General features: G+C 64.4%; 32 protein-coding genes and 1 pseudogene. 15 read left to right on the forward strand and 18 right to left on the reverse strand.

Translation table 11 applies throughout. The annotated features are described in order from the left end of the window. Nucleotides 1–492 precede the first annotated feature (492 nt). Nucleotides 493–1,140, forward strand: a complete 648-nt coding sequence (locus tag AC5Y5V_RS21185) for a hypothetical protein (protein WP_499939497.1) — start codon at nt 493–495, stop codon at nt 1,138–1,140. Nucleotides 1,141–1,215: 75 nt separating this feature from the next. Then, nucleotides 1,216–1,377 (forward strand): hypothetical protein, encoded by a 162-nt coding sequence (locus AC5Y5V_RS21190; RefSeq protein WP_499939500.1) that lies wholly within the window; start codon nt 1,216–1,218, stop codon nt 1,375–1,377. A gap of 191 nt (nt 1,378–1,568) precedes the next feature. Here the strand turns inward: AC5Y5V_RS21190 and AC5Y5V_RS21195 are convergent, their stop codons facing one another. The 12 genes from AC5Y5V_RS21195 to AC5Y5V_RS21250 all read right to left on the reverse strand — a co-directional run bounded on the left by AC5Y5V_RS21195 (nt 1,569) and on the right by AC5Y5V_RS21250 (nt 9,799). Next, nucleotides 1,569–1,883: a hypothetical protein gene (locus tag AC5Y5V_RS21195; RefSeq protein WP_499939505.1), complete on the reverse strand. Its 315-nt coding sequence runs from the start codon at nt 1,881–1,883 to the stop codon at nt 1,569–1,571. After that, entirely contained in the window at nt 1,884–2,759 is an 876-nt protein-coding gene (locus tag AC5Y5V_RS21200; RefSeq protein WP_499939510.1) for a phage major capsid protein, read from the reverse strand. A 113-nt stretch (nt 2,760–2,872) separates the two neighbouring features. Further along, the gene (locus AC5Y5V_RS21205; RefSeq protein WP_499939512.1) at nt 2,873–3,331 is read right to left on the reverse strand and encodes a hypothetical protein; all 459 of its coding nucleotides are present in this window, start codon (nt 3,329–3,331) and stop codon (nt 2,873–2,875) included. A gap of 9 nt (nt 3,332–3,340) precedes the next feature. Further along, on the reverse strand, nt 3,341–4,729 hold the full coding sequence (locus tag AC5Y5V_RS21210; protein WP_499939514.1) for a phage portal protein: 1,389 nt from the start codon (nt 4,727–4,729) through the stop codon (nt 3,341–3,343). 9 nt (nt 4,730–4,738) lie between these two features. Then, nucleotides 4,739–6,034: a terminase large subunit domain-containing protein gene (locus AC5Y5V_RS21215; protein ID WP_499939517.1), complete on the reverse strand. Its 1,296-nt coding sequence runs from the start codon at nt 6,032–6,034 to the stop codon at nt 4,739–4,741. Between the two features lie 879 nt (nt 6,035–6,913). Then, complete coding sequence (locus AC5Y5V_RS21220; RefSeq protein WP_499939519.1) at nt 6,914–7,255, reverse strand: hypothetical protein; 342 nt, start codon at nt 7,253–7,255, stop codon at nt 6,914–6,916. Further along, nucleotides 7,252–7,719, reverse strand: coding sequence for a hypothetical protein (locus AC5Y5V_RS21225; RefSeq protein ID WP_499939521.1), 468 nt, complete (start codon nt 7,717–7,719; stop codon nt 7,252–7,254). The genes AC5Y5V_RS21220 and AC5Y5V_RS21225 overlap by 4 nt, the downstream gene beginning before the upstream one ends. 111 nt (nt 7,720–7,830) lie before the next feature. After that, nucleotides 7,831–8,073, reverse strand: a complete 243-nt coding sequence (locus AC5Y5V_RS21230) for a hypothetical protein (RefSeq protein ID WP_499939524.1) — start codon at nt 8,071–8,073, stop codon at nt 7,831–7,833. Further along, complete coding sequence (locus AC5Y5V_RS21235) at nt 8,070–8,315, reverse strand: hypothetical protein (protein WP_499939527.1); 246 nt, start codon at nt 8,313–8,315, stop codon at nt 8,070–8,072. The genes AC5Y5V_RS21230 and AC5Y5V_RS21235 overlap by 4 nt, the downstream gene beginning before the upstream one ends. Nucleotides 8,316–8,424: 109 nt before the next feature. Further along, nucleotides 8,425–8,790 carry a hypothetical protein gene (locus AC5Y5V_RS21240; protein WP_499939530.1) on the reverse strand — a complete coding sequence of 122 codons (366 nt, stop codon included), beginning with the start codon at nt 8,788–8,790 and terminating at the stop codon, nt 8,425–8,427. Beyond that, on the reverse strand, nt 8,787–8,990 hold the full coding sequence (locus AC5Y5V_RS21245; protein WP_499939693.1) for a hypothetical protein: 204 nt from the start codon (nt 8,988–8,990) through the stop codon (nt 8,787–8,789). The genes AC5Y5V_RS21240 and AC5Y5V_RS21245 overlap by 4 nt, the downstream gene beginning before the upstream one ends. A 461-nt stretch (nt 8,991–9,451) precedes the next feature. Continuing rightward, on the reverse strand, nt 9,452–9,799 hold the full coding sequence (locus AC5Y5V_RS21250) for a hypothetical protein (RefSeq protein ID WP_499939532.1): 348 nt from the start codon (nt 9,797–9,799) through the stop codon (nt 9,452–9,454). A 253-nt stretch (nt 9,800–10,052) separates the two neighbouring features. Here AC5Y5V_RS21250 and AC5Y5V_RS21255 point away from each other — a divergent pair, with 253 nt between their 5' ends. After that, complete coding sequence (locus tag AC5Y5V_RS21255) at nt 10,053–10,229, forward strand: helix-turn-helix transcriptional regulator (RefSeq protein ID WP_499939696.1); 177 nt, start codon at nt 10,053–10,055, stop codon at nt 10,227–10,229. 93 nt (nt 10,230–10,322) lie between these two features. Beyond that, nucleotides 10,323–11,492, forward strand: coding sequence for a tyrosine-type recombinase/integrase (locus tag AC5Y5V_RS21260; protein ID WP_499939534.1), 1,170 nt, complete (start codon nt 10,323–10,325; stop codon nt 11,490–11,492). 20 nt (nt 11,493–11,512) lie between these two features. Here the strand turns inward: AC5Y5V_RS21260 and ychF are convergent, their stop codons facing one another. Next, nucleotides 11,513–12,586 carry a redox-regulated ATPase YchF gene (gene ychF, locus AC5Y5V_RS21265; RefSeq protein ID WP_499939536.1) on the reverse strand — a complete coding sequence of 358 codons (1,074 nt, stop codon included), beginning with the start codon at nt 12,584–12,586 and terminating at the stop codon, nt 11,513–11,515. Nucleotides 12,587–12,713: 127 nt separating this feature from the next. Here ychF and AC5Y5V_RS21270 point away from each other — a divergent pair, with 127 nt between their 5' ends. Next, nucleotides 12,714–13,886 carry a DUF6542 domain-containing protein gene (locus AC5Y5V_RS21270; RefSeq protein WP_499939539.1) on the forward strand — a complete coding sequence of 391 codons (1,173 nt, stop codon included), beginning with the start codon at nt 12,714–12,716 and terminating at the stop codon, nt 13,884–13,886. On the opposite strand, the gene AC5Y5V_RS21275 is transcribed toward AC5Y5V_RS21270, so the two are convergent. Continuing rightward, a complete protein-coding gene (locus tag AC5Y5V_RS21275; RefSeq protein WP_499939542.1) occupies nt 13,883–14,884 on the reverse strand; it encodes a 4-hydroxy-3-methylbut-2-enyl diphosphate reductase in 1,002 nt (333 codons plus the stop codon). The two genes, AC5Y5V_RS21270 and AC5Y5V_RS21275, sit on opposite strands and share 4 nt — an antisense overlap. Before the next feature lie 71 nt (nt 14,885–14,955). On the opposite strand from AC5Y5V_RS21275, the gene AC5Y5V_RS21280 reads away from it, so the two are divergent. The 7 genes from AC5Y5V_RS21280 to AC5Y5V_RS21310 all read left to right on the forward strand — a co-directional run bounded on the left by AC5Y5V_RS21280 (nt 14,956) and on the right by AC5Y5V_RS21310 (nt 20,063). After that, nucleotides 14,956–15,201: an AbrB/MazE/SpoVT family DNA-binding domain-containing protein gene (locus tag AC5Y5V_RS21280; protein WP_499939700.1), complete on the forward strand. Its 246-nt coding sequence runs from the start codon at nt 14,956–14,958 to the stop codon at nt 15,199–15,201. Continuing rightward, nucleotides 15,198–15,602, forward strand: coding sequence for a type II toxin-antitoxin system VapC family toxin (locus AC5Y5V_RS21285; RefSeq protein ID WP_499939545.1), 405 nt, complete (start codon nt 15,198–15,200; stop codon nt 15,600–15,602). The genes AC5Y5V_RS21280 and AC5Y5V_RS21285 overlap by 4 nt, the downstream gene beginning before the upstream one ends. Before the next feature lie 76 nt (nt 15,603–15,678). After that, nucleotides 15,679–16,272 carry a lipid droplet-associated protein gene (locus tag AC5Y5V_RS21290; RefSeq protein WP_499939547.1) on the forward strand — a complete coding sequence of 198 codons (594 nt, stop codon included), beginning with the start codon at nt 15,679–15,681 and terminating at the stop codon, nt 16,270–16,272. Beyond that, on the forward strand, nt 16,269–17,501 hold the full coding sequence (gene xseA, locus AC5Y5V_RS21295) for an exodeoxyribonuclease VII large subunit (RefSeq protein WP_499939549.1): 1,233 nt from the start codon (nt 16,269–16,271) through the stop codon (nt 17,499–17,501). Before AC5Y5V_RS21290 ends, xseA begins: the two co-directional genes overlap by 4 nt. After that, nucleotides 17,494–17,724: an exodeoxyribonuclease VII small subunit gene (locus tag AC5Y5V_RS21300; RefSeq protein WP_499939551.1), complete on the forward strand. Its 231-nt coding sequence runs from the start codon at nt 17,494–17,496 to the stop codon at nt 17,722–17,724. Before xseA ends, AC5Y5V_RS21300 begins: the two co-directional genes overlap by 8 nt. Before the next feature lie 88 nt (nt 17,725–17,812). Continuing rightward, entirely contained in the window at nt 17,813–18,922 is a 1,110-nt protein-coding gene (locus AC5Y5V_RS21305; RefSeq protein WP_499939553.1) for a 3-beta-hydroxysteroid dehydrogenase, read from the forward strand. Nucleotides 18,923–18,941: 19 nt separating this feature from the next. Continuing rightward, a complete protein-coding gene (locus AC5Y5V_RS21310; protein ID WP_499939555.1) occupies nt 18,942–20,063 on the forward strand; it encodes an AI-2E family transporter in 1,122 nt (373 codons plus the stop codon). An 89-nt stretch (nt 20,064–20,152) separates the two neighbouring features. On the opposite strand, the gene AC5Y5V_RS21315 is transcribed toward AC5Y5V_RS21310, so the two are convergent. Both AC5Y5V_RS21315 and AC5Y5V_RS21320 read right to left on the reverse strand, forming a co-directional pair. Then, a complete protein-coding gene (locus AC5Y5V_RS21315; protein ID WP_499939557.1) occupies nt 20,153–21,706 on the reverse strand; it encodes a carboxylesterase/lipase family protein in 1,554 nt (517 codons plus the stop codon). Between the two features lie 34 nt (nt 21,707–21,740). Continuing rightward, entirely contained in the window at nt 21,741–22,121 is a 381-nt protein-coding gene (locus AC5Y5V_RS21320; RefSeq protein WP_499939559.1) for a hypothetical protein, read from the reverse strand. On the opposite strand from AC5Y5V_RS21320, the pseudogene AC5Y5V_RS21325 reads away from it, so the two are divergent. Both AC5Y5V_RS21325 and AC5Y5V_RS21330 read left to right on the forward strand, forming a co-directional pair. Next, nucleotides 22,033–22,506, forward strand: a pseudogene (locus AC5Y5V_RS21325) (SRPBCC family protein); the annotation flags it as partial. The gene AC5Y5V_RS21320 and the pseudogene AC5Y5V_RS21325 sit on opposite strands and share 89 nt — an antisense overlap. Continuing rightward, nucleotides 22,503–22,964, forward strand: a complete 462-nt coding sequence (locus tag AC5Y5V_RS21330) for a hypothetical protein (RefSeq protein ID WP_499939561.1) — start codon at nt 22,503–22,505, stop codon at nt 22,962–22,964. The pseudogene AC5Y5V_RS21325 and the gene AC5Y5V_RS21330, both read left to right, overlap by 4 nt. On the opposite strand, the gene AC5Y5V_RS21335 is transcribed toward AC5Y5V_RS21330, so the two are convergent. Next, nucleotides 22,945–23,742: a dienelactone hydrolase family protein gene (locus AC5Y5V_RS21335; RefSeq protein ID WP_499939563.1), complete on the reverse strand. Its 798-nt coding sequence runs from the start codon at nt 23,740–23,742 to the stop codon at nt 22,945–22,947. The genes AC5Y5V_RS21330 and AC5Y5V_RS21335 overlap by 20 nt on opposite strands. 10 nt (nt 23,743–23,752) lie before the next feature. After that, nucleotides 23,753–24,391, reverse strand: coding sequence for a DUF4245 domain-containing protein (locus AC5Y5V_RS21340; RefSeq protein ID WP_499939702.1), 639 nt, complete (start codon nt 24,389–24,391; stop codon nt 23,753–23,755). 176 nt (nt 24,392–24,567) lie between these two features. Here AC5Y5V_RS21340 and glpX point away from each other — a divergent pair, with 176 nt between their 5' ends. After that, nucleotides 24,568–25,644 carry a class II fructose-bisphosphatase gene (glpX, locus tag AC5Y5V_RS21345; RefSeq protein WP_499939565.1) on the forward strand — a complete coding sequence of 359 codons (1,077 nt, stop codon included), beginning with the start codon at nt 24,568–24,570 and terminating at the stop codon, nt 25,642–25,644. Nucleotides 25,645–25,654: the final 10 nt, after the last annotated feature.

The raw sequence follows: 25,654 nt of genomic DNA on the forward strand, positions 1-25,654 counted from the left end.
TCGTGCGCGCGGAGTTACTGCGGTGCTCGGACAGATACCTCGCCGATCTCTTCTTGACTGCTCAGACGATCGTCGCCGTGGCGTTCGTTTCCACGGGCCCATTCTCGCTAGAAGGCGTTCACCGCCTTCGCCGCAACAGTTTCGGCCGACGCGTGGTATCTCCGCGATCGCTCTCATCCGAACACCCTTGCGGTGATGAACAGGCCCTGCCGAAGTATGCCCGCCGAGACAATGAAGTCCCTGTCCGCGTTGAGCCAAACCTCTACTTCGCCTTGCTCTTCGATCAGACGTTGAACCGGAACTTCCAACTGGGCGTTTGTTGACGTTGGCGGTTCTGTGGAAACCCCGGAAACATAGCCTTGACCAGGGCTTACCCAAATCCACCCAGGCGGCCCATACGTGACCAACTGCGGACCGGGTGCGGACCGGCGCAACCCCGGCATGTTCGTGTCCCTGCGGCCCTCTCAGCGGCCTAAAACCTAGACTCGACCGATGAGCGTGACGCAGTGGGTTGTTCCCATCGGCGCGGCGCTCATCGCGGGAACGGCGACCGTGGCCGCCGCGTACATCGCTAACGCCCTGGCGCGAAGAAATGTGCGGGTGCAAATTCTCCAAGACCTTGAGATTGCGGAGAAGCTGCCCGACACGTCGGAGGCGAAGGCCGTCTTGTTGCGTTACGCGGGGAACCGGGCCGCGATGTTGCCAATCGAATACCGCATGAAGTCCGCGTTTATCGGTGCTTGGACCTCATTCATAGTTTCGGGTCTCGGCGGTGTTGGCACGGCTGTTGCCATCGCGCATCACTACCCGTTGGGGAGACTGGCGCTTCTTGTGGTGGTTGCGTTCTTGTGGGCAACGCTCATTAGCCGCATCGGCCACCGCGAGCGTACCGCCGTGGTACGTGCATATCTCGCGGAGGAGCGGCTCTCACCTGAATTGGCCCTGCCGGTGACGTTGGTGCAGTACGCGGGAGATAGATTCTTCCGCTGGTTGTTCGATGGCATCCCTAGTTACTTCCGCTGGGGCAACAAATCCGTTAAAACCTTGTGGCTGAAGGTAACAACTACTATTTCTAGGATTGGAAAGAAGGGTGACGATGACCAACCGTGCAAAAATGAGGACATCCCGCCTCCAGCATGAAATTTGTTGCAGCTCTCGGTAATAGCCCACGATAACGTGCTTGACAGCCGAATTTCGCGGGGTGACGATGCCCACATGGAACTTGCCGCGCTCGCATACCTAGCCGACCACCTGCCCGACGAACTGGCGTGGATACCCCGCGCAGTGCTGGACGGCAGGAAACCCGCCGATGACGACATTCGGGCGTTCCTAGACCGGCTTGACCTTGCAGTGTGGGACGACGAACTAGACCCATGAAAAACACCGCCCCCCTTGGGATAACCAAGAGGGGCGGTGCCCGACTTACAAGTTCCCCGCCTCAGGGGGCGGTGGATCATGGAAACCCGCCCATCACTGGGCGGTGTCCTGACCGACTATGGCGCGGCCAAGCTGTGCCCCCGGCCCGTTGGTGAGCGAAATGAAAGCCAACAGGCCGGGGAAGAATCGAGTTATGTTGCGGTGACCCGGTAGCGGTTCAACACCGCCAACTCCGGGATACTCCACCCGGTGAAGCCGCCGCGGAAATCTGTTACCAGAGTGCCCATTTCCTCGCGAACACTCAACTGGCCGGGATTCCGTAATAGCCTGCATGTGGCGGCGCAGATCACGGCGGCAATCTCATCGTTGGGTGCCCCATCGGAGTCGAAGCCCACCGATCTGGTGTATGCCTTCGCCATGCTGGTGATGACCGCGAGTGCTTGGGTCACTTGTCCCGCGTCGGGGGAAGTGCCCAACAGATCGGTTACGTTGTCGGCCAGCGCCATTTACGCCTCAGTCAGCAGTGTGACAGCCTTTGCCTGCAACAGGGCAACGTCGAAGCGGGTGACCACGCGGATACCCACCGAATCGTAATCACCCCAAGTCTGGTCAAGGATTTTGACTTCCGAGTCAACGTCACGCGCGACAACCACCTTGGACATGTCCACCAGGGCAACCCGCTTCTTTGTGGAGACTGCGGGGATGTTGTCGGTGATGATGACCGGCAGGCCGAACAACTGGAACGCGGTGCCGTTCTGGATAGTGTTGGGGTCGAATAGATACTGTCGGAAGTCCTGATCCGATGTTTCGCCGGGGTTGGCAATCTTGAGCTTGCGAAGCGCGGCGAAGCTGCCCGAAGTCATCACCCAGTGGGTTGGGTTGACCTTGTTGCCCTGCGCGGCGGCGATAGCGTCGATCAGGCTGTCGGCGTCGGTCAAATCCAGTGTGCCGGTGGCAATAGAGCTGGCCCGCAGAATGCCCTTAATGGTGTTCGACGTGCCCGCGCCATCCCACAATGCGGCGTCCAGAGCATTGGCAACATCGGTGATAAGCCGCTGTTGAAGCACAACTTCCAGCCCGACAACGCTCTGACGAATGAGCTCATTGCTCACCCTAACCAGAACCTTAAGGCTCTTGAGGGTGGACGGCAGTAAGGTCACCTCGTCAAAGGCAACATCACCGTCACTGATCTGGGAGCCTTCGGCCACAAATCCGGCGGTCACACCGCTGGCGATACGCGGAACACGAACACTGTCGTTCGAGTCGATGATGACCGGGCCAGCGGCCAGGAAAGTCGAAGCCTGTTCAAGAGGCTGGACAAGTAGCTGCGCTACCTGCGACTGCAAAAGAGTGGAGTTACCAGACGTAACTTCAATAGACATGAATGCGTCCTAAAGGAAACGAAATATCAACAGGTGATTGACGTTTCGTCACCCGGACGACTGTCAGAGCAGGGAGCGCACCCGGCGCTACTACCTACCTTGATTTTACCTTGCTACACAAACGATTTGAGGATCGTCATTAAATTGGCCGGCGATTCCGAGGTGCCCCGATTGCCTTGCCCCACATCACCTTTAGGTGTTCGTGACCGCAGATGAGGCTTAGTCGAAAGCAGCGTATCAATCGCGGCCGTCAGCTTGCCGCCATCGTCTAGGTGTTCGGGGTCGAAGTCCAAGTCTGACGGGTCGGCCAAAAGGCCGGTCTGCTCCACCAACGCCCGGTGCAACCGGTGGGCAAGTTCGTCCGTGTGTTGGGCGCGCACCCGTAGCTTCGCATTCTCCTCACGGAGCTTCTCGACGTAGACGCGGCTGAATGTGTCGGCGTCGGCCGTGTCGGCGTCTCCGGTGTCCCCGGCGTTGGTGGTTTCCACCGTCTCCACCGTCTCATCAGCCGTATCGGGTGCAGTGTCGGCGGTAAAGGTGGTTATCTCGGTGTTGGTCGTGTCGGTGTCCATGGTTGTGCCTTAGTTGTGGCCCTGATTCGCGATCTGCGGGCCGATCTCGGGTTGGTTGGTGTGATTGGTCACGGCCGCCGCGTCGGCCGCTACAGCCGTCCTGATCGCTGCTATCTCGTCGGCGGAGTAGCCCAGCTTCGCCAGCGCATACGAGCGGGGAAGCAACTGCGCCTGAAACAACTTCACGGTGGCATCGGCCTCGGCGGCGACGCTGCGGGTACTGGCGTCGGCCCACTGCACCCGAACCTCTACCGTCGCCGGATCAACACCGTCACGCACCGCCACCAGAAGCCGTGCCACCTGTTCCCAAGCCCGCCCGAACGTCTGCTGTCGCGCTTCGGCCCTAGCGGTCAACGATGCCTCGCTGGCGCGGATCGAATCGGCACTAGTCGGGGCCTGAGTCATCACCCCGACGTAATGGGCCGGGAGAGCAGACACCGCCATGATTTGAGTGAGCAGCACGTTGACGGCGTTGGAGTAGCCGCGTAGGTCGGCGGCGTCCAACTGGCCGAACTTGGCCGTGGCTTCCTCGGCCACCATCAGCCGATCCCCCTCGGGAATCGGAGACACGGTTTCAATCACCGGATTGCTGTCGTCGTCCAAGACCGGGTTGCCGTCATCGTCGGTCACCGGCTTCTCAACCAGTTCAATTCCGGTAGCCCAACGCCTCGGTCTGCCGACGTATTCGGAGCTGACCATCATGTCGGCCAGCACCTTGTTCAAGCCGTCCACCAATGGCTGAAGGTCGAAAATCTCCGAGTGCCCGGTGTCGGTGGCGCCGTTCGCGTCGGGACGCCACACCGAAATCAGATCGGTGTTGCGCAGCGGCACCACGGGAACAACGCCCAGCGGGTTATCCAGCGTCTCGACCACGTAGAAGCCCGCAGTTGCCGCGCCCGGTGTATCTGCCCGCAGACGAATGATTTCATCGGGGAGATAGACGACGGCTTCGGTTGTCGTTTGGGTGCGCCACCGTTTCACCGCCGCCGTGACTACCCGCGTGCCAGGGTCGCAGATCACAGCGACTTGCTTGGGAGACTCCACTGTCACCAACGGTTTGCCGGTGGAGTCGGCCCACACAATGACAAAGGACTGCCCAAACAGCAGGGCCTCGCGGTGTGCGGCGGCCGACAACTGGTCCAAGTCCAACCGCAACCAATCGGCCCACACATCGGCACCGGCGAAGCCGGTAATCCGCAGGCGTTCGGCCAAGCTGGTGACCGCCAGTCGGGGGATATTCGACGCCATGCGGGCAAACCGGGTGCCCAGTGCCGTCTTGGCTTCGGGACTCAGGAATGAAAGCGGTTGTGTCCCGGTGTAGTAGCTCTCCAACTGGCAGTAGCGGTACTGCGGAGCGTCAAGGGCTTGAAGTAGCGAAACTAGTAAGTCTTGGTTCATCTATTCTGTTCAATTCGCAAATGAGGCATAGCGTTTAGGGGGTTTGCGTTTTGTGGCGTGCCACGTTGACCGGGAATGACACATCACCAGCGCGACTGCCGCGTCCACCTTGCGGGCGTGCACTGACCGGGACGCTTTAGCAATGCGCACACCACGCCCATCAGCGATAGCTATTGCGTTGCCTATGTGCTGGGCCAATACCGGGTTGCCGGAATGGCTCATCGTCCCGTTGGTGGCCGCGTTGTATAAGTCTGTAGTTGCCGCCACCATCCTGGTCGGGGACTGCGGGAACTCGGCCACCGTCAAGCCTTCCGCCTCAAGGATTTGCAGAGTCCGCGACCAACCCCACGGATCAGCAACCAGCTCAACCACTTTGAAGTCTTTGCACGCTTGGCGTATGCGGTCCTCTACTTCGGCGATGGGCACCCGGTAGCCGTCATCATCGGGCGGCTTCTGCCAGATACCCAGCAGATCGAAGTGCGGTTCTTTGGCTACGGTGCCGATAACCAAGGCCGTACTGTCGTCACTGAATGAGCCATCAAGGGCTACAATCACTTCGGAGTCCTTGGGGATGCCTCGGCCGGTATCCAAGCCGTCCCAAATCCCGGCGGGTAGAAACATGCCGGTGGTGTCATTCACCAATTGGCAGAGTCTTGCCCTACGAAAAGTGTTCTCCCGCGTGGATTTAACGAGCGTGACCATGGCGTCCTCGGCCAGGAAATCTCCAAGGGCCGGGTTGGCGAGTTTCCAGCAGTGACGGCAGTCCACCGGGTGGTGCTGGAAATCGTTGGCGGAAAATTCGCGCCAGACCACGTAGTCGTCGCCAAGTTCGGCCGCCATATTCCGCAAATCGGTCAACACCGAATTGCTGGGGTCGGGGCCGGGGGTACCAATGGCGATCAGGGTGGACACTTCCCGCTTGCCCTGCGCCAGCGCCAGCACTTCATACGATGCCCGGTCAACAACTCCGGCCTCATCCAATAGCGCAAGCGAATAATCGAGCCCCTCAAGTGCTTTCGGCTCTGCCGGTAAACACTCAAGTGTTGCGTCGGTGCGGGGGATATACAGCTTCTCCCGGCCTATCTGGCACCGGGACGCCAGGGCCGGCGATAGCTCCACCATGCGGCGCGCCGCCCGGTACAAAATCCCGGCTTGCTCACGGCTAACGGCTACGATCACCACCGTGGCACCCTGCCCCGCGACGAATAGATGCCAGACCGCCCAAGCCGCTAGCAGGGTAGATTTGCCGTTCCCGCGTGGCATCATCCACCCGGCGAGACGTGGCTGCTGGGGTTTGTCCAGCACGGACGCCACTAAATCCCGCTGCCAGGGCCTCAAAACGAAAGTTTGCTGGGAGCCGTGGCCCTTGGGCACAACCAGAAATTCCCGGCAGAATGCTTCGAACTGCCGGGACGGTAAGCCCCTGGGATTAAAGGGAATTGGCGAGTCATCTACTCGCGGTTTCGGTCCTGCTCTGATTTTCGTTAAACCTGTTGTGCTACTTAGTTATTCGGGTCTGCAGTGTGCGCGCAAGTCGGCGGATTCTGCGGACAGCAAGGCGCATGATTTGGCCAAAATGCGTTTTGCCACAACGTATTTCAGTAGTTAGCGCCTCTAATTAAAGTAACTATCTATTCTTCAAGTCGCCTCGCTCGCGAGTTGGGTTCTGTTTGCTGGCAGGTCATCTCCCCACCCTTGACGGGCTTGCCTGCCCTAAACATGCAGGTCAGGGGCATTTTTGCCGGGTTGGACCCGCCGTTGTTTCCAGCAAACTCGTTTGCTAGCCTCCGTATCAACCTGCCTTATACCCATCAGGCTCGTTGATATGCTGAAATCTGTTGTTTGCCAGCATGTTTCGGCTGAGCTGTCGCGCCGGCCCAAGGTGGGCATTATGCAGTCGACAGACTACTGAAAGTAGGCCGGCCTCAACGTGTTTCATCGTGAGCCGCGTGCCCTGTTCATGTAGCTTCCACGCTTCCGGCGTGTGATGCAGTTGCAAATCCTCGGTTGCACCGCAGAGTAGGCAGAAGGGCTGCAATGCTCTGGCCCGCTTGGATAGCTTCTGGTGTTCGTAGTCGTATCCGCGTTCCCTGGCGGATTTGGTGGGCCGGTAGCGTGTTTTGGGTTTGCATGTGGCGCATGGTGATTCGCCGAGTTGTCCGCACCGGATACAGGACTTCGCCATCACATCACCGACTCGACTTGTACGGCATAGTGCGAGTAGCGCATTCCGGTGGCCGGGTGAGCGTTGTCCCAAATCCGTTTCCCCACAACGCGGTACGTATCACCGTCGAAGGTCACTCTGTCGCGGTTTTCGAGTTTCAGGGCAGCGGTGGTTGGTGCCCATAGAATCGTTTCCAGCACAGCGGTTTCCGCGAACCGGCCGCCGTCGGTGTATTGCCCGACGCTCACTTTATGGTCGAGTACGCACTGTTCGATTGTGCCGATGAGGGTGTCTGTCTTGTCTCCGACGCGATCTCTCGGGCCTCGGTACACCGAGACAGTAACGCCGTCAACGATATTCACTTCTGTATTGCTTCCTGAAGTTTCGCTAGTTCTGTGCCACGGATGACGGGCACCGCATACCGGAGTCGGTGGGGCCAAGGGGTGAGGATGGCTTGCACCCGGTAGGTGTTGCACCGCATTGCCGGGGCAAGATTCACGTTGCCGCCTACAAATCCGCCGACATATCGGAGTGCCCACCGTCGCGGGAACTCATCGGGGAGTATCCGGCCTTCGGTGGTGCCGATGGTGATTGCCGCGTCCGATGTCCGTCCCTGCGGAAATAGTTCGAGCAGATCGACCGCGAGTTCCGCGTCCCTCTGTGTGGGCCAGTAGCCGATGCCGCAGTCACAACCGATCTCGGGCGGTTCGTGGCCGTCGCCGCATTCAGCGACAAGCACGCCATCGGCGGGCAGGACGGCTCGCCGAACTGGTGAGACAAGTTCACCGCCGTGCGTCACGCGCCAGAACCGCCATCCGAACGTCATCGTCTCAGCGGCCTTCTGATGGGCTGAAATGTGCTGGCCGGTATGTTCTACCGCGCCACGCGGAAACGTGTCTCAGCGTGGCCGTCAAGGCCCAAATCCGTTGTGTCACTGTCACGCGTCCCGTTGGGCTGACCGGATTTGATCGGCCACCGCACCGATACGCGGTGATGTGACGGCGGTCTGCAACAGCGTCGCCAAATGCTTGGCGACCTTCGGGGTGAACACCACCACATGCCGACCAAGTTCGGGGTCATCGAACTGCACACTGACTGCATCGTCTCCACCGTGGCGGGGGTGATAGCTGACAACGATGCTGTTGGGGTCGGGCTGCAACAGGTTGGCGGCGTCAATCACTTGTTCGCCGCCTTATGTCGTTCAACATAGGCGTCCACGTCAGCGCCGTGGCACCGCTTGATTTTCTTGACAACGTACGGGTTATCGAAACAGTCGGGCGCGTACTGGTACACGAACACCACGGTGTTCTGCTCAAAGATTCCGATGCGCTTGTCGGTGGTGACCGCCACCGACCCGTCGGCATTTACGCGGACATCTTCGGCGTCCAGCGCGGTGCCGTCGCTGAAGGTGACCCTAGCCATTGTCGTTAATCCAGTCGCGGAGTTGTTTCTGTTCTTCTCGCTGCCTGGCACCGGGGGCAGAGAGTCGCCAACCACGCCACGGCGGCACCGCACTCGACACAGACGCCGGTCATAGGTGCCGACCCGAATCAACGTAGGTACCATCCCGGCCACGCCTGCGCCAATCGGACTGGCGGTGCGAGCGGTAGGTTTCACCGGCTAGCACCAATCTGCGGTTCCGCTCAAACTCCCGGAAGCCGCGACGCACCCGTATGCGGTTGTCCACCACGCCGCAGAAATAGCGCCACGGATTTGCAACGTGTCTGTTCATCGCGGCCGGGATGAGGTCTACCAAGTCGAACGTCGGCATACCCTTGCCGATCCACCCGTGCAGGGTGTTCTGCCAGTTTGTCGGGAGCGGCGCGCTGATGCCGCGCCGTTTGGCTGCCGCCTGCCATTCCGTACGAAATGCGTCAACCGCCACGGATGCACTCACGCCGGGGTCAACCTTTCGAGCTGCTCAAGTAACACCCGGCGGCGCAATTCAAGGTCACCCGAATAGACGCCACGGCGCAGGCGGCCGATGAATCCACGGTCGGCCAGATGGCAGAGCGTACGTGCGGCCTGCCACTTCGGAACACCGAACTGTTCTGCGACCTGATCGGCGCGCACCGGGCCGTTGTGGCGCACGAACATCAACACGTCACCGGACAGCGTGCCGGTGCGTCCGCAGGTCGGACATGTGTGCATTTATTTCACCCATCTCAAACACAAACTGCTCTTTCTAAATCCAGCTTAAGCCCTGTTCTGCGCCAGAAAGAGTTTTGGTGAAAGTCATCGGCAAAGGTTTTACGTGTTACGCTATGGATAGAGGGTCAGTGGATGCCTCCGCGCGTTTCCCCCAAGCCACCAAAAACGGAAGCGCGACCAACATGGTCGCGGTACCCGAAGGGTGAGCGAGATAACCATATATTCCACACTTGGGATGTTGGCGCGGCGTTGAACTGATGCGGTACCTCCCCTTAAGCGAGGTCTGTCCAAAATACGGGAAATAACCCGAATGTTGCTGAACGACGGTGTGATTGCACGCCTTCGGCGTGGACGCGAAGCGGAAAGGTAGGCCGGGACAAAGTGTATGCCCGGCCTGCAGTTCCATATCAACTTCTCGCTGTCGCCACATCAGCCAAATCGGCGGCGACCAGTTTAGACGACCCGTTCGCTAACTCCCGAACCGGGAACGGTCCGTCGATCCGTACGAACACACTCCAGCCGTTATCGTCCTTAAACACCTTCACGGCGTCGGGCCGTTCTAAGTGTTCGCGGTGAATCCCAAAGAATCCACCCTCCGGAGTCGCCATTGCGCTTAGCTGGTTGACGGGCACTTTCGCGTCATACGCCAATTTGGTTAACTTGACCATCTCTAGCGTCTCAGCTTCGGTCAGATTCTCGGCGCTAAGCAGTCTGGCAAGTTCTCTGAGTTGGACAGGGGTAAGGGCAGTGTTCATACGGGTCTTTCTTGTATTGGCGATTGATCTTCGGCATTTCCAACGCCGCGCGGGTGGAACTATGTTCCCGGTCTGCAAATCTCTCAGGTGTTTATTAAGTTGTAATAGCCCACACTAGTTAGTGTATCTATGCTTCTCTTGGCGTGTCCCCTGGTGGGTGGCGGACACCGGCGGATAGGATTGGCTGAATGGGGCGGGGCCGATCAGCAATGTCGCCGCCCCCGCATTGGGGAAAAGCAAGATGAACGATCAGATGAACACAGCGGAAGTTTCCGCCTACATCCGTACACCAGTCGCAACGCTGCGTTGGTGGCGTCACGAAAACAAAGGACCGAAATCGTACCGATTGGGTCGCCGCGTCGTTTATGCCCGTTCTGATGTGGACGGCTGGATTGCGGCGCAGCGGGCCGGAACTGTTCGGGGTGAATAGGCAATACCCGAGCACGCCCCGGAGCCGCCTACGGGCCAGCCAGCGGCCAAACCGCCATCCCCGGCCCTGCGGCCGGGCGTACTATCCGCCGCTATGAGCACTAAACGCCTGCCAAGCGCCATCGGATACGTGGAAAACCGCTGGTATGACCGCGACGGCCAGCCCAAACCCCGCAACGGGCAGGGCAGGCAGTACCGCGCCCGTTGGGTGGACGACGACGGCCAGGAACGCTCGGCCAGCTTCGCCAGCGAACGCGCGGCTAAGGCCCACCTGAAAAGCGTGGCGCGCGGTGAGTACGCAAACCGCAACGGCCACACGCTATTCAGCGAGTTCTACAAACAATGGTCCGCCGATCAGCCATGGGCGGGCGGCACCGTCAAGGCGATGAACCTCGCCGCCGGATCAGTCACCTTCGGCAACACCGAATTGGAGCGCATTCGCCCATCCCATATCCAATCTTGGGTGAAGGCCATGCAGGACAAAGGTTTAGAGCCAAGCACTATCCGTACCCGGTTCAACAACGTCCGCACCGTCATCCGCGCCGCGCTGGCAGACCGCGCCATCCCGTTCGACGTGACGCTGAACGTTCGGCTTCCCCGCGTAAATCGGCCCGAAGGTGCCGACGATGATGGACTCATCATCCCCGAAGCTGGCGAAGTTGGTGCACTTCTGCGGGACGCTCACGACAAGTTCGCGGCGTTCATCGGCTTATGCGCCTTCGCCGGTCTGCGCCTCGGTGAGGCTGCCGCGCTCAAAGTCTCGGACGTTGATTTCATCCGCAAGGAGATCCGCGTGGACCGGCAGGTGCAGCGGGCCAACGGGAAGCAAGTGGAGATCCGCCCACCGAAGTACGGCTCCAATCGCACCATCTATGCGCCTGAGGAACTCATTCAACTTCTCGCCGAACACGTCCGTGTCCACGTACCCGGCGATGATCCGAACAGGTGGATGTTCCCCGGCGAGGGTGAGCATCCCTTGCACCAAAACTCTGTGGGCTACCTCTGGGCGAAGGCGAAGGCGAAGGCCGGTGTGGACTACCGGCTTCACGACTTGCGCCACTTCTACGCCTCTGGATTGATCGCGGCCGGGTGCGACGTGGTGACCGTGCAGCGCGCCATGGGCCACAAGTCAGCCACGGTCACGCTCAACACGTACTCGCATAGGTGGCCGAAGGCCGAGGACCGGACCCGCAAGGCGGCGGCGGGCATGTTTGCCGACGCGACGGCCAGCGCTGCGGACCAACTGCGGACCGAGAACCGGTAGACCAGGGCTGACCTGCACCTTTAGACGTTGAACCGGAACTCGACCACGTCGCCGTCGGCCATCACATAGTCCTTGCCTTCCATCCGGACCTTTCCGGCCGCCTTGGCGGCGGCCATCGATCCGGCAGCGATCAGATCGTCGTAGGAAACGATCTCGGCCTTGATGAAGCCCTTTTCGAAGTCGGTGTGAATCACTCCGGCGGCCTTGGGTGCGGTGTCGCCCTGGTGAATTGTCCACGCCCGTGCCTCTTTTGGGCCGGCCGTCAAATACGTCTGCAGCTTCAGCGTGTGAAATCCCGCGCGTGCCAACGCATCCAGGCCCCGTTCGGTCTGTCCGATGGACTCCAACAGCTCAGCTGCGGACTCGTCGTCAAGCTCGATCAGCTCGGATTCGATGGCGGCGTCCAGGAACACCGCGTCCGCCGGCGCGATCAGCGCGCGCAGCTCGGCGATGCGGGCGGCGTCAGTCAGCACCGCCTCGTCGGCGTTGAAGACATAGAGAAACGGCTTGGTGGTCAACAGGTTCAGCTCACGCAGAAGCGAAGTGTCGATCCCGGCGGCGAACAGCGTCGTCCCGCCGTCCAGCAACTGTTGCGCGGACAGCGCCGCGTCGTAGAGCGGCTTGCGCTCCTTGTTGGTACGGGCTTCCTTCTCCAGCCGGGGCAGGGCGCGCTCCAGGGTCTGCAGATCGGCCAGGATCAGCTCGGTGTGCACCACCTCGATGTCGGCTTGCGGGTCGACCCGCCCCGAGACATGCGTCACATCGTCGTCCGAGAACACCCGAACCACCTGGCAGATGGCGTCGCATTCGCGGATGTGGGCCAGGAACTTGTTGCCCAGGCCGGCCCCCTCGGACGCGCCCTGGACCAGGCCGGCGATGTCGACGAACGTCACCGGCGCCGGGACGACGCGCGCCGAGCCGAACAGCTCCGCAAGCTTGTCCAGCCGCGGATCGGGCAGCGAAACGACGCCCTCGTTGGGCTCGATCGTGGCGAACGGGTAGTTGGCCGCCAGCACGTTGTTGCGGGTCAGCGCGTTGAACAACGTCGACTTTCCGACGTTGGGCAGACCAACGATTCCCAGGCTCAGGCTCACGGGGAACCAAGTCTAAGGCTCGCCGGCCGGGCCGGCCGATACGGATGGGCGGGGCGCATACATGCCACGCCCTCGCCTTGACAAGGTATTTACGAGTCTTTGGGCCCATTGCCGGTACGGTTCTACTGTGTCAGCGCAGCGGGACAGGTCGGCAGTAGAGGCTGCCCACCGCTCGATCCTCCCCAACGTTCTAGGTGTGCCGTGGTGGGCGGCTTTGCTCATCGCGACGTCCGCGACGATCCTCGGGTACGCCATCGACGCTGGCCACAAGGAACTGACCCACGTCTTCGCGGTCTGCTACATCGCCGGTTGTGTGCTCGCGGTGCTGGCGGTGCGGCAGTCGGGCGTGTTCACCGCGGTCATCCAGCCGCCGCTGATCCTGTTCTGCGCGGTGCCGGGCGCCTATTGGTTGTTCCACGGCGGCAAGACCACGAAGATCAAGGACCTCCTCATCAACTGCGGCTATCCGCTGATCGAGCGCTTCCCGCTGATGCTGGGCACCGCCGGTGTCGTGCTGCTGATCGGCCTGATCCGGTGGTATTTCGGGATGTCGCACGATATGGCCGGCGAGACGGCAGAGACGGCATCGCGCTCCGAGTCGAAGTCCTTCCTCAGCGGCCTCGGAGCGAAGCTGTCGTCACTGCTCAGCGGCCCCGATGACGACGACGAAGACCAGGCCGACGCGGCTTCCTCGGCCGACGCACCCGCGAGCCACACGGTGGGCCGGACGGCCAGGACCGGCGCGAAGTCGGGTCGTACGGCGCGCGGCGCCCGACCGTCGGAGCGTTCGACGCGGACCCGTTCCCGGCATTCGCGGACGGCCGAGCCCGACGAGGGTGACCCGACGGCCGAGCGCCGGCGCCGCAGGAATCCGCCGCCGGCCCGCGATTTCGACCCCGCCGACCCACCCCGGCGGTCCCGCCGGCCGCGGCCGCAGGGGGAACCGGATCCGCGCACCCAGCCACCCCGAGAGAGCCGTCGCGAGCCGTACGGGCGCCGCAGCAGCTCCTACGAGCGCGAACGGCCGGCAGGGCGCGGCAGCCGCTTCGAGCCGTACGAGGCCTACGAGCCGTCGGCCGAGCCGTTCGACCGATACGAGAAGCCCTACGAGCGCTACGACCCGCCCCGGCGACGCTCCGGCGGCCCCAGCGCCAACCCGCCGCACCACCCGATCTCCCAGGTCCGCTACCGCGGGTCCGCGGCACGCGAGGACCGTCGGGAAGAGCCTCGCGGCGAACGCCGGGCACGTCCGCGCACGCCGCGGCGACCCCAGGCCGAGTCCTGGGAATACGACGTCTAAGCCTTGCGCGCTTTCCGGATCTCCCGGGGCAGCGCGAACACCAACGTCTCGTTTGCCGTCGTCACCGGCTGCACCACGTCGAAACCGCAGTCGGCCAGCCGCTCGAGCACGCCGCTGACCAGCACCTCCGGGACTGACGCGCCCGAGGTGACACCCACGGTGGTGACCCCCTCTAGCCATGTCGGGTCGATGTCGTCGGCCCAGTCGACCAGGTGGGCGGTGCGCGATCCGGCACCCAGCGCCACCTCCACCAGCCGCACCGAGTTCGACGAGTTACGTGAGCCGACGACGATCACCAGCTCGCATTCGGGTGCCATCGCCTTGACCGCGACCTGCCGGTTCTGGGTGGCGTAGCAAATGTCGTCGCTGGGCGGGTCCTGCAGCTTCGGGAATCGCCGGCGCAGGCCCTCGACGATCTCCATGGTCTCGTCGACCGACAGCGTGGTCTGCGACAACCAGACCACCTTGTCCTCGTCGCGCACCGTCACCCGGTCCACGGCCTCGACGCCGTCGACGAGCTGCACGTGGTCGGGCGCCTCCCCGGCGGTGCCCACCACTTCCTCGTGGCCTTCGTGGCCGATCAGCAGGATGTCGTAGTCGTCGCGGGCGAAGCGCCTGGCCTCGTTGTGCACCTTGGTGACCAGCGGGCAGGTGGCGTCGATGGTCTGCAGGTTGCGTTCGGCGGCGGCGGCGTAGACCGTCGGCGCGACGCCGTGGGCGGAGAACACGACGATGGCACCCTCGGGGACCTGGTCGGTTTCGTCGACGAACACCGCACCGGCCTTGGCCAGGGTGTCCACCACGTGGCGGTTGTGCACGATCTCGTGGCGCACGTAGACGGGCGGGCCGTACTTCTCCAGCGCGCGCTCGACCGTCTCGACGGCCCGATCCACGCCCGCGCAGTAGCCACGCGGCTCCGCCAGCAGCACCCGCTTGCGGATTGGGCCGTCGACCGAACCCGTGGTGCCGGGGAAACCGATGTCGACAGTGGTGGGCATGACGTCCAGCGTACTTACTAGTGGCGCGCGTTACCGACGTTGCGTCGGCCGCCGATGGTATTTTTTCTACCATCAAAACAACCATCGACGCGGCAGGGCGGTTGGTGATCCCGAAGCGGATTCGTGATCGCCTCGGTTTACGCGCGAACGAACAGGTTGAAATCACAGAGCGAGACGGGCGAATCGAGATCGAACCAGTGCCGACGGACGTCGAGTTGGTTCGGGAAGGGTCGATCCTGGTTGCGCGGCCGGACAGGCCGCTGCCCCCGTTGACCGACGAAATCGTTCGCGACACGCTAGACCGCATCCGGCGGTGATCGCGCCCGACACCAGCGTTCTCGTTGCCGGCTTCGCGACTTGGCACGAAGCGCACCCGTCCGCGGTACGCGCCCTCAACCGGGGCGTTCACCTGATCGCACACACCGCGGTGGAAACCTATTCCGTGCTGACGCGCCTGCCACCACCGCATCGCGTAGCGGCTGCCGTCGTTCACGCATACCTGGCCGACGTCACATCCGCCGAATACCTGACGCTGGACCCGCGATCGCATCGCAGCCTGATCGACTACCTCGCCGCGCACAATGTGACCGGCGGTGTCACCTACGACGCGCTGGTCGGATTCACCGCAAAAACCCTCGGGACGACGCTGCTCACCCACGACCTGCGGGCCGTCCGAACCTACGAGCTGCTGCAGGTCGAATACGAACTGGTGACCTGACGCCCGAGCCACGGACGTCGCGGTCTATCCGCAGGTCGGCTTGGAGTTATCCGCCGCTTAGGGCAGGCTGGGGGCCATGGCTTCTGCACCGTACGGGGTTCGGCTACTGGTCGGCGCGGCGACAGTCGCCGTCGAGGAGACGATCAAGCTGCCGAAAACCATCCTCATGTATCCGATGACATTGGCCAGCCAGGCAGCGCATTTGGTGATGCGTTTTCAGCAAAACCTGGCCGAGCTGGTGATCAAGGGCGACAGCACCCTGGAGTCGATTTTCCCGCCGAAGGACGAGCAGCCGGAGTGGGCGACGTTCGACGAGGACCTGCCCGCCGGCGAGGGCCTGTCTGCGTTGCCGGAGGTCGGCGACGGGGAGCGCCGCGCCGAGGGGCGGTTTGCCCTGTACTCGGTATCCGATGCGCCCGCCGGTGACGAGCCGACGCAGCCGATAAACAAGCAGTCGAAGAAGTCCACGGCCAAGCCGTCGGTTCCGGAGCCCGCCGTGGCGACCGAACTCGGCTACGAGTCGCTGACGCTGGCCCAGTTGCGGGCCAGGCTGCAGTCGCTGCATGTCGACGAACTCGAAGCCCTGCTGGCCTACGAACAGGCCACCAAGGCCCGCGCCCCGTTCCAGACGCTGCTCGCCAACAGGATCACCCGCGCGACCGCGAAGTGACCCGAGCCGCCGAGGCGAATTCGCCCGAGAACCCGTTCCCGGTTCGCGCGGTGGCCGTCCGCGTCGCGGGCTGGATCGACAAGCTCGGCACCGTCTGGGTTGAGGGGCAGTTGGCCCAGATCAGCATGCGGCCCAACACCAATACGGTGTTCATGGTGCTGCGCGACCCGGCGGCCGATATGTCGCTGACCGTGACATGCTCACGCGCCCTGGTGCAGAGCGCGCCGGTGAAGCTGAGCGAGGGCACTCAGGTCGTGGTGTGTGGCAAGCCGTCGTTCTACACGGCACGCGGCACGTTTTCGTTGCGGGTCAGCGAGATTCGCGCCGTCGGCGTGGGAGAGCTGCTGGCCCGCATCGACCGGCTACGCCGGCTGCTCGATGCCGAGGGCCTGTTCGACGCGCGCCTCAAACGGCCGATTCCGTTTCTGCCCAACACGATTGGACTGATCACCAGCCGCGCCAGCCACGCCGAGCACGACGTGACCTCGGTGGCCGCCGCCCGCTGGCCGGCGGTGCGTTTCGCGATCCGCCACGCCGCCGTGCAGGGCGTCAACGCCGTCCCGCAGATCGTGGACGCGCTGCGCGAACTCGACGCGGACCCCCACGTCGACGTGATCGTGATCGCCCGCGGCGGCGGCAGCGTGGAGGACCTGCTGCCGTTTTCCGACGAGACGCTGTGCCGCGCCATCGCGGCCTGCCACACCCCGGTGATCAGCGCGGTCGGCCACGAGCCCGACAACCCGCTGTGCGACCTGGTCGCCGACCTGCGCGCCGCCACCCCGACCGACGCCGCCAAGAAGGTGGTCCCGGACACCGCCGCCGAACAGCGCCTCGTCGACGACCTGCGCCGGCGCAGCGCCCAGGCCCTGCGCAACTGGGTGGCACGCGAGCAACGCGCGCTGACCCAGCTGCGCAGCCGCCCGGTGCTGGCGGCGCCGCTGACGGCGCTGACGGCGCGCGCCGACGAGATCCACCGCGCACGCTCGGCAATCCGCCGCGACATCACCCGGTTGGTCACCGCCGAGACCGAGCGGGTGGGCCATCTGGGCGCGCGGCTGGCCACCCTGGGCCCCGCCGCCACACTGGCCCGCGGCTACGCGGTGGTGCAGACGGTGCCGGCCATGCGGGTCCTGCGTTCGGTCGACGACGCGCCCGCGGGCACCCGGTTGCGGGTGCGGGTCGCCGACGGCGCGGTGTCGGCCGTGAGTGAGGGACAAACCGATGAGTGAAGCTGGCGAGGTTACGCCCATTAGTCAGCTTGGCTACGAAGCTTGCCGTGACGAACTGATCGAAGTCGTCCGCCAGCTCGAGCAGGGCGGGCTCGATCTCGACGCTTCGCTGAAACTGTGGGAACGTGGCGAACAACTCGCGAAAAGGTGCGAGGAACATTTAGCCGGGGCGCGTCAGCGGGTTGCGGATGCGCTCGCCGGTGGCCAGGCAGAAGAGGACTGACCCGCGCAGCGACCGGCGTCGGCCCGATGAAAAGTTCCAATCCAAACTGGAACACGTTTCAGTTTTTCTCGACTATGCTTCGCACACTATGGGTGATGCATCGCTGACAACCGAACTCGGCAATGTCCTCGTGACCGGCGGCTCCGGCTTCGTCGGCGCCAACCTCGTGACCGCGCTGCTCGACCGCGGGCACCGGGTACGGTCCTTCGACCGCGTGCCGTCGCCGCTGCCCCAGCATCCCAAGCTGGAGGTACTGCAGGGCGACATCACCGACGAAGCCGTCTGCGCGGCGGCGGTGGAGGGCATCGACACGATCATCCACACCGCGGCCGTCATCGAGCTGATGGGCGGCTCGCAGGTGACCGAGGAATACCGCAACCGCAGCTACTCGGTGAACGTCGGCGGCACCAAGAACCTGATCCACGCGGGCCAGAAGGCCGGCGTCAAACGATTCGTCTACACGGCGTCCAACAGCGTGGTGATGGGCGGACAACCCATCTCGGGCGGCGACGAGACGCTGCCCTACACCGAGCGCTTCGCCGACCTGTACACCGAGACCAAGGTGGTCGCCGAAAAGTACGTGCTGTCGCAAAACGGCGTGGACGGCCTGCTGACCTGTTCCATCCGGCCCAGCGGCATCTGGGGCCGCGGTGACCAGACGATGTTCCGCAAGATGTTCGAAAGCGTGGTGGCCGGCCACGTCAAGTTCCTGATCGGCGACAAGAACGCCAAGCTGGACAACTCTTACGTGGACAACCTGATCCACGGCTTCATCCTGGCCGGCGAGCACCTGGTGGAAGGTGGGACCGCGCCCGGGCAGGCATACTTCATCAACGACGGCGAGCCGATCAACATGTTCGAGTTCGCGCGGCCGGTGGTCACCGCATGCGGCCAGCCGTGGCCGAAGATCCGGGTGTCGGGCCGGCTGGTGCGCGACGTGATGTTGTTGTGGCAATGGCTGCACTTCAAGTTGAAGTTCCCCAAGCCCATGCTGGAACCCCTTGCGGTGGAACGGCTCTACCTGGACAACTACTTCTCCATCGCCAAGGCGGAGCGCGATCTGGGCTACCGTCCGCTGTTCACCACCAAGCAGGCCATGGAAGAGTGCCTGCCCTACTACTGCGACCTTTTCGAGCAGGTCAAGGCGGCGGCCAAGCCGCACCTGGCGTCCGTCGTCACCGCACCCCCGCCGGAGTAGCCTGCCCCGGGGGACGCACATGAACACCGAGTTCACACCCACGCAGAAACGCGCCCTGACGATCTTCACGATCGTGGCCCTGCTCTTCGGTGCGTACTTCCTGCGCGACTACTTCGTCCTCATCGTGGTCGCCGCCGTCGGCGCGTATCTGTTTACGCCACTGTTCAATTGGTTCAGCAAGCGGATGAGCGCGGGACTGTCGGCCGCGCTCACGCTGTTGGCGGCGCTGGCCGTGGTGATCGTGCCCGTCGCGGCCGTCGCGGCGCTGGCCGTCGCTCAGATCGCCCGCATGATCGACCACGTCGCCGAGTGGGTGAGAGCGACCGATCCCAACACGTTGGGCGAGCGGGCGCTGCACCTGGTCAACGACGTGCTGTCCCGAGTCCCGTTCCTGCACACCACCGTAACGCCCGAGATGCTGCGCAAGGCGATGATCTCGGTGGCGCAGAACGTCGGGCAGTGGCTGCTGCACGTGCTGCAGAACGCGGCCGGCAGCGTGGCCGGCGCCGTCACGTCGGCGATCATCTTCCTCTACGTGTTCATCGCGCTGTTGGTGAACCGCGACAAGCTGCGGACGATGATCGGCCAGCTCAACCCGTTGGGCGAGGAAGTCACGGACCTGTATCTGCACAAGATGGGCTCGATGGTGCGCGGCACCGTCAACGGCCAGTTCGTCATAGCCGCTTTCCAGGGCGTCGCCGGTGCCGCGTCCATCTATATCGCCGGATTCCACCACGGCTTCTTCATTTTCGCGATTCTGCTGACCGCGCTGTCGATCATTCCGCTGGGCGGCGGCATCGTCACCATTCCGTTCGGCATCGGAATGATGTTCTTCGGCAACATCATCGGCGGCGCGTTCGTGGTGCTGTGGCATCTGGTGGTCGTCACCAACGTCGACAACTTTCTGCGGCCCATCCTGGTTCCGCGCGACGCCCGGCTGAATCCGGCGCTGATGTTGATGTCGGTGTTCGCCGGGATCGGCATGTTCGGCCCGTGGGGCATCATCATCGGTCCGGTGCTGATGATCGTGATCGTCACGACCGTCGACGTCTACCTCGCGGTGTATAAGGGCGTCGAGCCGCAACGCGACGACGACGAGCCGCCCACATCTGCTGACCGGCGAGCGCCCAACGTGTCCTGAGGGCCAACAAACCCGCCAATTCCTCGCCGCCAGAGCACGTTGGCGAAAGGGACGGCCCTCGGGTTCGCGCGTTACGCCGAGAGGACCCGCTACCGGAAGCCCACCATCTCGGTGCCCCAGGCGGCCCGGATGTTCGCGTCCAGGTCGGACACAACGGCGTCGTGCTTGCCAATGACCAGGCAGGCGCGATCGGTGTCCTGGTAGGGCGTCCACTCGGGCTCGCCGGACGGGCCCTGCGGCTTGCCCTGCGCGGCGAAGTTGATCCACCGGGTGCGCACCCTGTGCGAGATCGCCTTGGCGGTCTTGGCGCCGCCGAGCTTCAGGGTGGGGTCCTTGGGACCGCCGAGATTGCCCCAGACATAAGGCAATTCGGTCGCGTGCGCGGCCCCCACCAGGAACAGCTTCAGCAGCGGCGTCGAGTAGTCGAAGCGGTACAGGTACACCGGTGCCACGCGGCCGTGCCCCTCGGCCAGCCACACCGACGGCATCCGGAACCCGACGTCGGTGGCGATGCTCATGCCCCGCGCCTTGCCGTGCCGCCGCGGGTAGGCCGACACGATCTCCCGCTCCGTCGGCAGCTGCAAGTCGGGCTGTTCGGCGGCGATCTGGGTGAACATCGACGTGATCGCGCTCGGCGTGATCGGCATCAGCGGCGACTTCATCAAGCGAAACAGCGCGGCCTCGTGCCTGTTGGTGCCGATGATCAACGGCACGGGATGCGTGCGCCCCTCCTGCGCCATCTTCACCGGATAGTCGTGCAGCAGTTCGCCGTCGACGAGCGGGACGAACGCCAGCGTGCCGGGGTTGCTCACCGGCACCTCGTTGAACACCTCGCTCGCCGCGGTTACCAGCGCGTCCGCCGGCACGTCGCGCAGCCGCGAAACGTCCGACCGGTCCATGCCGAGCTTCTCCAGCACGGTCACCGCGACCCGCTCGGCCCTGCTGCGGTCATACACCGACGTCGCGGGCGAGCTCTGCGCGATCGCGCCGGCGAACAGGCCTTCGGCCGCCGGGACGGCGAGCAGGGTCGTGACCAACCCGGCCCCGGCGGATTCGCCGAACAGCGTGACCCGATCGGGATCGCCGCCGAACGCCGCGATGTTGTCGCGCACCCAATGCAGCGCCGCCAGCACGTCGCGCAGCCCGATGTTCGAGTCGAAGCGCGGATCCACCGACGACAGGTCGAGGAAGCCGAAGGCGCCGATCCGGTAGTTGACGGTCACCACGACGACGCCGCCGTCGGGGCCGGACGCGGCCAACCGGCGGCCGTCATAGAGCGGCTGGCTGCCCGCGCCCAGGACATACGCGCCGCCGTGCAGCCAGACCAGCACCGGCCTACGGTCACCGGGCCCGGCGCCCGACGGCGCCCAGACGTTCAGGCTCAGGCAGTCCTCGCCCTTGGGCGCGCCCAGGTCGAGGGGGACGTTGGGAATCTCCGGCTGCGGGCACGCCGGCCCGAAGGAGGTGGCGTCGGCCACCTCGGTCCACGGCTCGGGCGGCTGAGGGGCCCGGAATCGCAGGTCACCCAGCGGTGGCGCGGCGTACCGGATGCCTTTCCATGCCGTGACCCGGCCGTCTGAGCCTTCGCGGCTGCCGCGGACCGGGCCATAGCCGGTTTCTGCCACACAGTTGTCCATCGCCATACGCCTACCACTCCCTTCAGCTGCAAACCTCAGGTTACCGACCGGTAGCCGGCGCGCTGATACTCGAGACCACCAGCTGCAAATAGGGTTCGTAGAGGTCCTCGCCGTCGAGGTGACTGCCCAGGGTGATCCCGTCGTTGACGGCGAGAATCACCCGGGCGAGGGTTTCGGCCGGCATCGTCAGGGTGGCGCCGAGCCTGGCCACGTTTTCGCTGATGAACTGGCCCAACGATCGGATGGTATCCAGCCTCTGCTCGGCGAGTCGCTCGCGTGGTTCGGGATTCCGCAACAGGAACAGGGCGAATTCGTAGCCCAACGCCGCGCGGTCAGTCGAGTTTCCCGAGGGCGTCACGGCCCGCCGGCTGCTGCAGCGGGCCACCCGCGACACCTTGACCGGCATGGGGCTGGACGTCACCGACCTGACCGACGAGCAGATGAGCGACAACCAGGGCTGGGTGTTGTTCCCGAACTACTTCATGACGATCCGCGCCGGCGAATGCCACGTGATCATGGCCGCGCCGCATCCGGACGGCGATCCCAATCGCTGCATGTGGCACGTCAGCAGCTACATGTATCTGCCTGCCGAACACCGCGACGCGTTCCGGGTCGGTCTGACCGAAGTCTCCGAACCCGGGAGTTACAAGTATTTCGAGGCCCTGCAACAGGATTACGAGCAGATGCCGTGCCAACAGCTGGGTCTGCGCAACAACCGCCTCGACCACATGTCGCTGGTCGACGAGGAAGTCGTCATCGGCCACTATCACTCAGTCGTCGACCGCTACATGGCCAGCGGCGCGTGAATCCGGAAGCGCGGAACATCGAGGACGTCATCGGCGAGTACACCGGTCGCGCGCTGGCGGTGCTGCGATACTGCACGGTCGTCAAGCGCATGGTCGACGAGGCGAAGAAGCCCGGGTTCTCCGCCGAGAGCTGGGGGCCGCTGGCCGAACTGGTCGCCATCGACGAGTTCGTCCGGGTCGGCGCGTTCCGCGAAGTGATGACGTGGCCGCAGTACGTCGAGTTCCTGACGACGTGGGCGGTCTCCTCGGAGTGGGAATGCTCCTTCAAACGCCTCACCGAAACGGCGGACGTTGTTTTTCTGGAGCTCGAAGAACGCAGCGCCGTCGGCGATTTCGCCAGCGTGGTCGATTCGCTTTCGGTTTACCAGTTCGACGATGCGGGCAAAATCGTCCGCATCGACCTGTATCTGCAGATGGCGTGGCCCAGCGGTCCGCCGGCTATGTCAACCGCTCGGTGAGGAACTCGACCACCCGCTTGCGCGCCTCGTAGGCGGGCTGGCCGTCGACCTCGCGGACCTCGTCGGTCAGCACCGAGTGCGCCATCTTGGTGAATCCGTGCTGGTTGCCCGGGCCGGAGTCGATCTCGATCACCTCGAACGCGTCACCGAGCCGCTGCTTGAGGGTGGTGAACCGTTCGCCGGGTGCCATCTTGTCCTCGCTGAACCGCAGGCCCATGGCGCACAGGCCGTCGTTGGCGCAGCGGTCGGCCACCGTCGTCAGCTCGGCCTCGCTCATCCCGGCGTCGCGGCGCTGCGCGGCGGTGAGCGGAAACGGCACGGACGGCTGGCTGAGCACCGGGGCCAGCACGCTGTCGTCGACCGCCGCGGCCAGCGCGAACCCCCCGGTGAAGCACTGTCCGATGACCCCGACCCCCTTGCCCGGAGTCGAGGCGTTGAGGTCACGGGCCAGCGCGCGCAGGAACGACGCCACCGGCCGCTGCTTGTTCAGCGCCAGGGCCGCGAATTCCCGGGCCACGCAGGCCCGCGCGATGGTCGAGACGATGTAGCCCGCCGTCTTCGACTTCCCCGGCTTGCCGAACAGCGACGGGATCGCGACGGTGAAGCCGTTGTCCACCAGATGATTGCCCAGGCCCAGCACACCGGGGTGAATGCCCGGAATCTCCGGAATCAGCAGCACTCCGGGGCCGCTGCCCTTGCGGTAGACGTCGTGGGTGAAGCCGCCGCCGGTGAACGGCGCCGCCGACCATCCGGACAGGTCTGCTTCAGGTGCGCTCACGCGGTGTTCCTTAGTGTCGGGCGGGCAAGGGCGGCTGCGATTGCGTTGCGGCTGCAAGCGTACGGAACTGATCGGCGCTGCCCGCGCCGGTGATCGCGAGCTGGGCGCGCCCGCCCGGGCCGCTGAGCGCGGTGGTCCACACCGGCTCGGCGTCCGCCCCCTGCCCGCTGCCCTGATAGACCACCCAGCTGACGCCGGCGACGTCCACCGCGCCGCTCGGGTACGCCGACCGATGGATCGAGCCGACGAGCTTGTCCTCGTCGGCGTTGCTCTGCGTCAGGCTCACATATTTTCCGGTCGGGGTGATGTAGCCGACGGTCGACGTCGTCGCCCGCACCCGCTGACCCGTCGACGGGTCGGTGCGCCCGTTCTCGATGCCGCCGCGGGAGCCGGAGTTGGATCGCCAGCCGTCCGGCAGCTGTGGCAGGCGAATCGGGAAGCCCAGCGCGGCGGCGTCGGCCCGCAGCGCCCCCGCCGCGTCGTAAGACGGGATCCGCCCCTCGGTGTTGCGACCGGCCTGAAACGAACACATGCCGACCAGGCCTGCCAGCAGGATGCAGCCGATCACCAGCGGCGCGAGCGACCAGAACATGTCGCGGCCGTCCTGGAGCAGCCGCGGCTTGGCCGGCCGGGCCACCGGGCCGTGCACCGGCCGCGAAACGGGTCCCGGCGCCGACGCCGACTCGTCGGCGCCACCGGCGTGCGGGTCGCTCGGCGTTGGGTCCACGGTCACGCCCCCGAGTATCCCAGCCCGCGGTGACAGTCCCCACCCGGCGCCCAGCCCAGCTCCAGCCGGCCGATCTGCCTCTGGGAGAATCAGCAACCATGACAGCTGGACCTGGTCCGTCGCCGACCGCCGTGGCGGGCGTCGCGCAGCCGCGCGGCCGCGGCGAAGCCCCCGATCGCAACCTGGCCATGGAGCTGGTCCGGGTCACCGAGGCCGGGGCCATGGCCGCGGGCCGCTGGGTGGGACGTGGAGACAAGGAGGGCGGCGACGGCGCGGCCGTCGACGCGATCCGCGAACTGGTGAATTCGGTCTCGATGCGCGGCGTGGTAGTGATCGGCGAGGGTGAAAAAGACGAGGCGCCGATGCTCTACAACGGCGAACAGGTCGGCAACGGTGACGGCCCGGAGTGCGACTTCGCGGTGGACCCCGTCGACGGCACCACGCTGATGAGCAAGGGCATGCCCAACGCCATCTCGGTGCTCGCGGTGGCCGACCGCGGCGCGATGTTCGACCCGTCGGCGGTGTTCTACATGAACAAGATCGCCGTCGGGCCCGACGCGGCGCACGTGCTGGACATCACCGCCCCGATCGCCGACAACATCAAGGCCGTCGCCAGGGTCAAGGGCCTGTCCGTGCGGGACATGACGGTGTGCATTCTGGACCGCCCGCGGCATGCGCAGCTGATCGATGACGCCCGCGCCACCGGCGCGCGGATCCGGCTGATCACCGACGGCGACGTGGCCGGCGCGATCTCGGCCTGCCGGCCGGACTCGGGCACCAACATGCTGGCCGGCATCGGCGGCACACCGGAGGGCATCATCGCCGCGGCGGCCATCCGCTGCATGGGCGGGGCGATCCAGGCGCAGCTGGCGCCCAAGGACGAGGCGGAGCGCCGCAAGGCCCTGGACGCCGGCTACGACCTGGACCAGGTGCTGACCACCGAGGACCTGGTCTCCGGTGAGAACGTGTTCTTCTGCGCCACCGGCGTCACCGACGGCGACCTGCTCAAGGGCGTGCGCTACTACCCCGGCGGCTGCACCACCCAGTCGATCGTCATGCGCTCGAAGTCGGGCACCGTCCGGATGATCGAGGCCTACCACCGGCTTTCGAAGCTCAACGAGTACTCCGCGATCGACTTCACCGGCGACAGCACCGCCGCCTACCCCCTGCCGTAACCTCCCACCG

It is taken from the genome of Mycobacterium sp. NGS68, from assembly GCF_059812195.1.

Excerpts from the sequence above, each read along its gene's own strand:
- AC5Y5V_RS21185 (WP_499939497.1), top strand. The coding sequence starts at position 493 with ATGAGCGTGACGCAGTGGGTTGTTCCCATCGGCGCGGCGCTCATCGCG.
- AC5Y5V_RS21190 (WP_499939500.1), top strand. The coding sequence starts at position 1,216 with ATGGAACTTGCCGCGCTCGCATACCTAGCCGACCACCTGCCCGACGAA.
- AC5Y5V_RS21195 (WP_499939505.1), bottom strand. The coding sequence starts at position 1,883 with ATGGCGCTGGCCGACAACGTAACCGATCTGTTGGGCACTTCCCCCGAC.
- AC5Y5V_RS21200 (WP_499939510.1), bottom strand. The coding sequence starts at position 2,759 with ATGTCTATTGAAGTTACGTCTGGTAACTCCACTCTTTTGCAGTCGCAG.
- AC5Y5V_RS21205 (WP_499939512.1), bottom strand. The coding sequence starts at position 3,331 with ATGGACACCGACACGACCAACACCGAGATAACCACCTTTACCGCCGAC.
- AC5Y5V_RS21210 (WP_499939514.1), bottom strand. The coding sequence starts at position 4,729 with ATGAACCAAGACTTACTAGTTTCGCTACTTCAAGCCCTTGACGCTCCG.
- AC5Y5V_RS21225 (WP_499939521.1), bottom strand. The coding sequence starts at position 7,719 with ATGACGTTCGGATGGCGGTTCTGGCGCGTGACGCACGGCGGTGAACTT.
- AC5Y5V_RS21235 (WP_499939527.1), bottom strand. The coding sequence starts at position 8,315 with ATGGCTAGGGTCACCTTCAGCGACGGCACCGCGCTGGACGCCGAAGAT.
- AC5Y5V_RS21245 (WP_499939693.1), bottom strand. The coding sequence starts at position 8,990 with ATGTTCGTGCGCCACAACGGCCCGGTGCGCGCCGATCAGGTCGCAGAA.
- AC5Y5V_RS21250 (WP_499939532.1), bottom strand. The coding sequence starts at position 9,799 with ATGAACACTGCCCTTACCCCTGTCCAACTCAGAGAACTTGCCAGACTG.
- AC5Y5V_RS21255 (WP_499939696.1), top strand. The coding sequence starts at position 10,053 with ATGAACACAGCGGAAGTTTCCGCCTACATCCGTACACCAGTCGCAACG.
- AC5Y5V_RS21260 (WP_499939534.1), top strand. The coding sequence starts at position 10,323 with ATGAGCACTAAACGCCTGCCAAGCGCCATCGGATACGTGGAAAACCGC.
- AC5Y5V_RS21275 (WP_499939542.1), bottom strand. The coding sequence starts at position 14,884 with ATGCCCACCACTGTCGACATCGGTTTCCCCGGCACCACGGGTTCGGTC.
- AC5Y5V_RS21290 (WP_499939547.1), top strand. The coding sequence starts at position 15,679 with ATGGCTTCTGCACCGTACGGGGTTCGGCTACTGGTCGGCGCGGCGACA.
- AC5Y5V_RS21300 (WP_499939551.1), top strand. The coding sequence starts at position 17,494 with ATGAGTGAAGCTGGCGAGGTTACGCCCATTAGTCAGCTTGGCTACGAA.
- AC5Y5V_RS21305 (WP_499939553.1), top strand. The coding sequence starts at position 17,813 with ATGGGTGATGCATCGCTGACAACCGAACTCGGCAATGTCCTCGTGACC.
- AC5Y5V_RS21310 (WP_499939555.1), top strand. The coding sequence starts at position 18,942 with ATGAACACCGAGTTCACACCCACGCAGAAACGCGCCCTGACGATCTTC.
- AC5Y5V_RS21315 (WP_499939557.1), bottom strand. The coding sequence starts at position 21,706 with ATGGCGATGGACAACTGTGTGGCAGAAACCGGCTATGGCCCGGTCCGC.
- glpX (WP_499939565.1), top strand. The coding sequence starts at position 24,568 with ATGACAGCTGGACCTGGTCCGTCGCCGACCGCCGTGGCGGGCGTCGCG.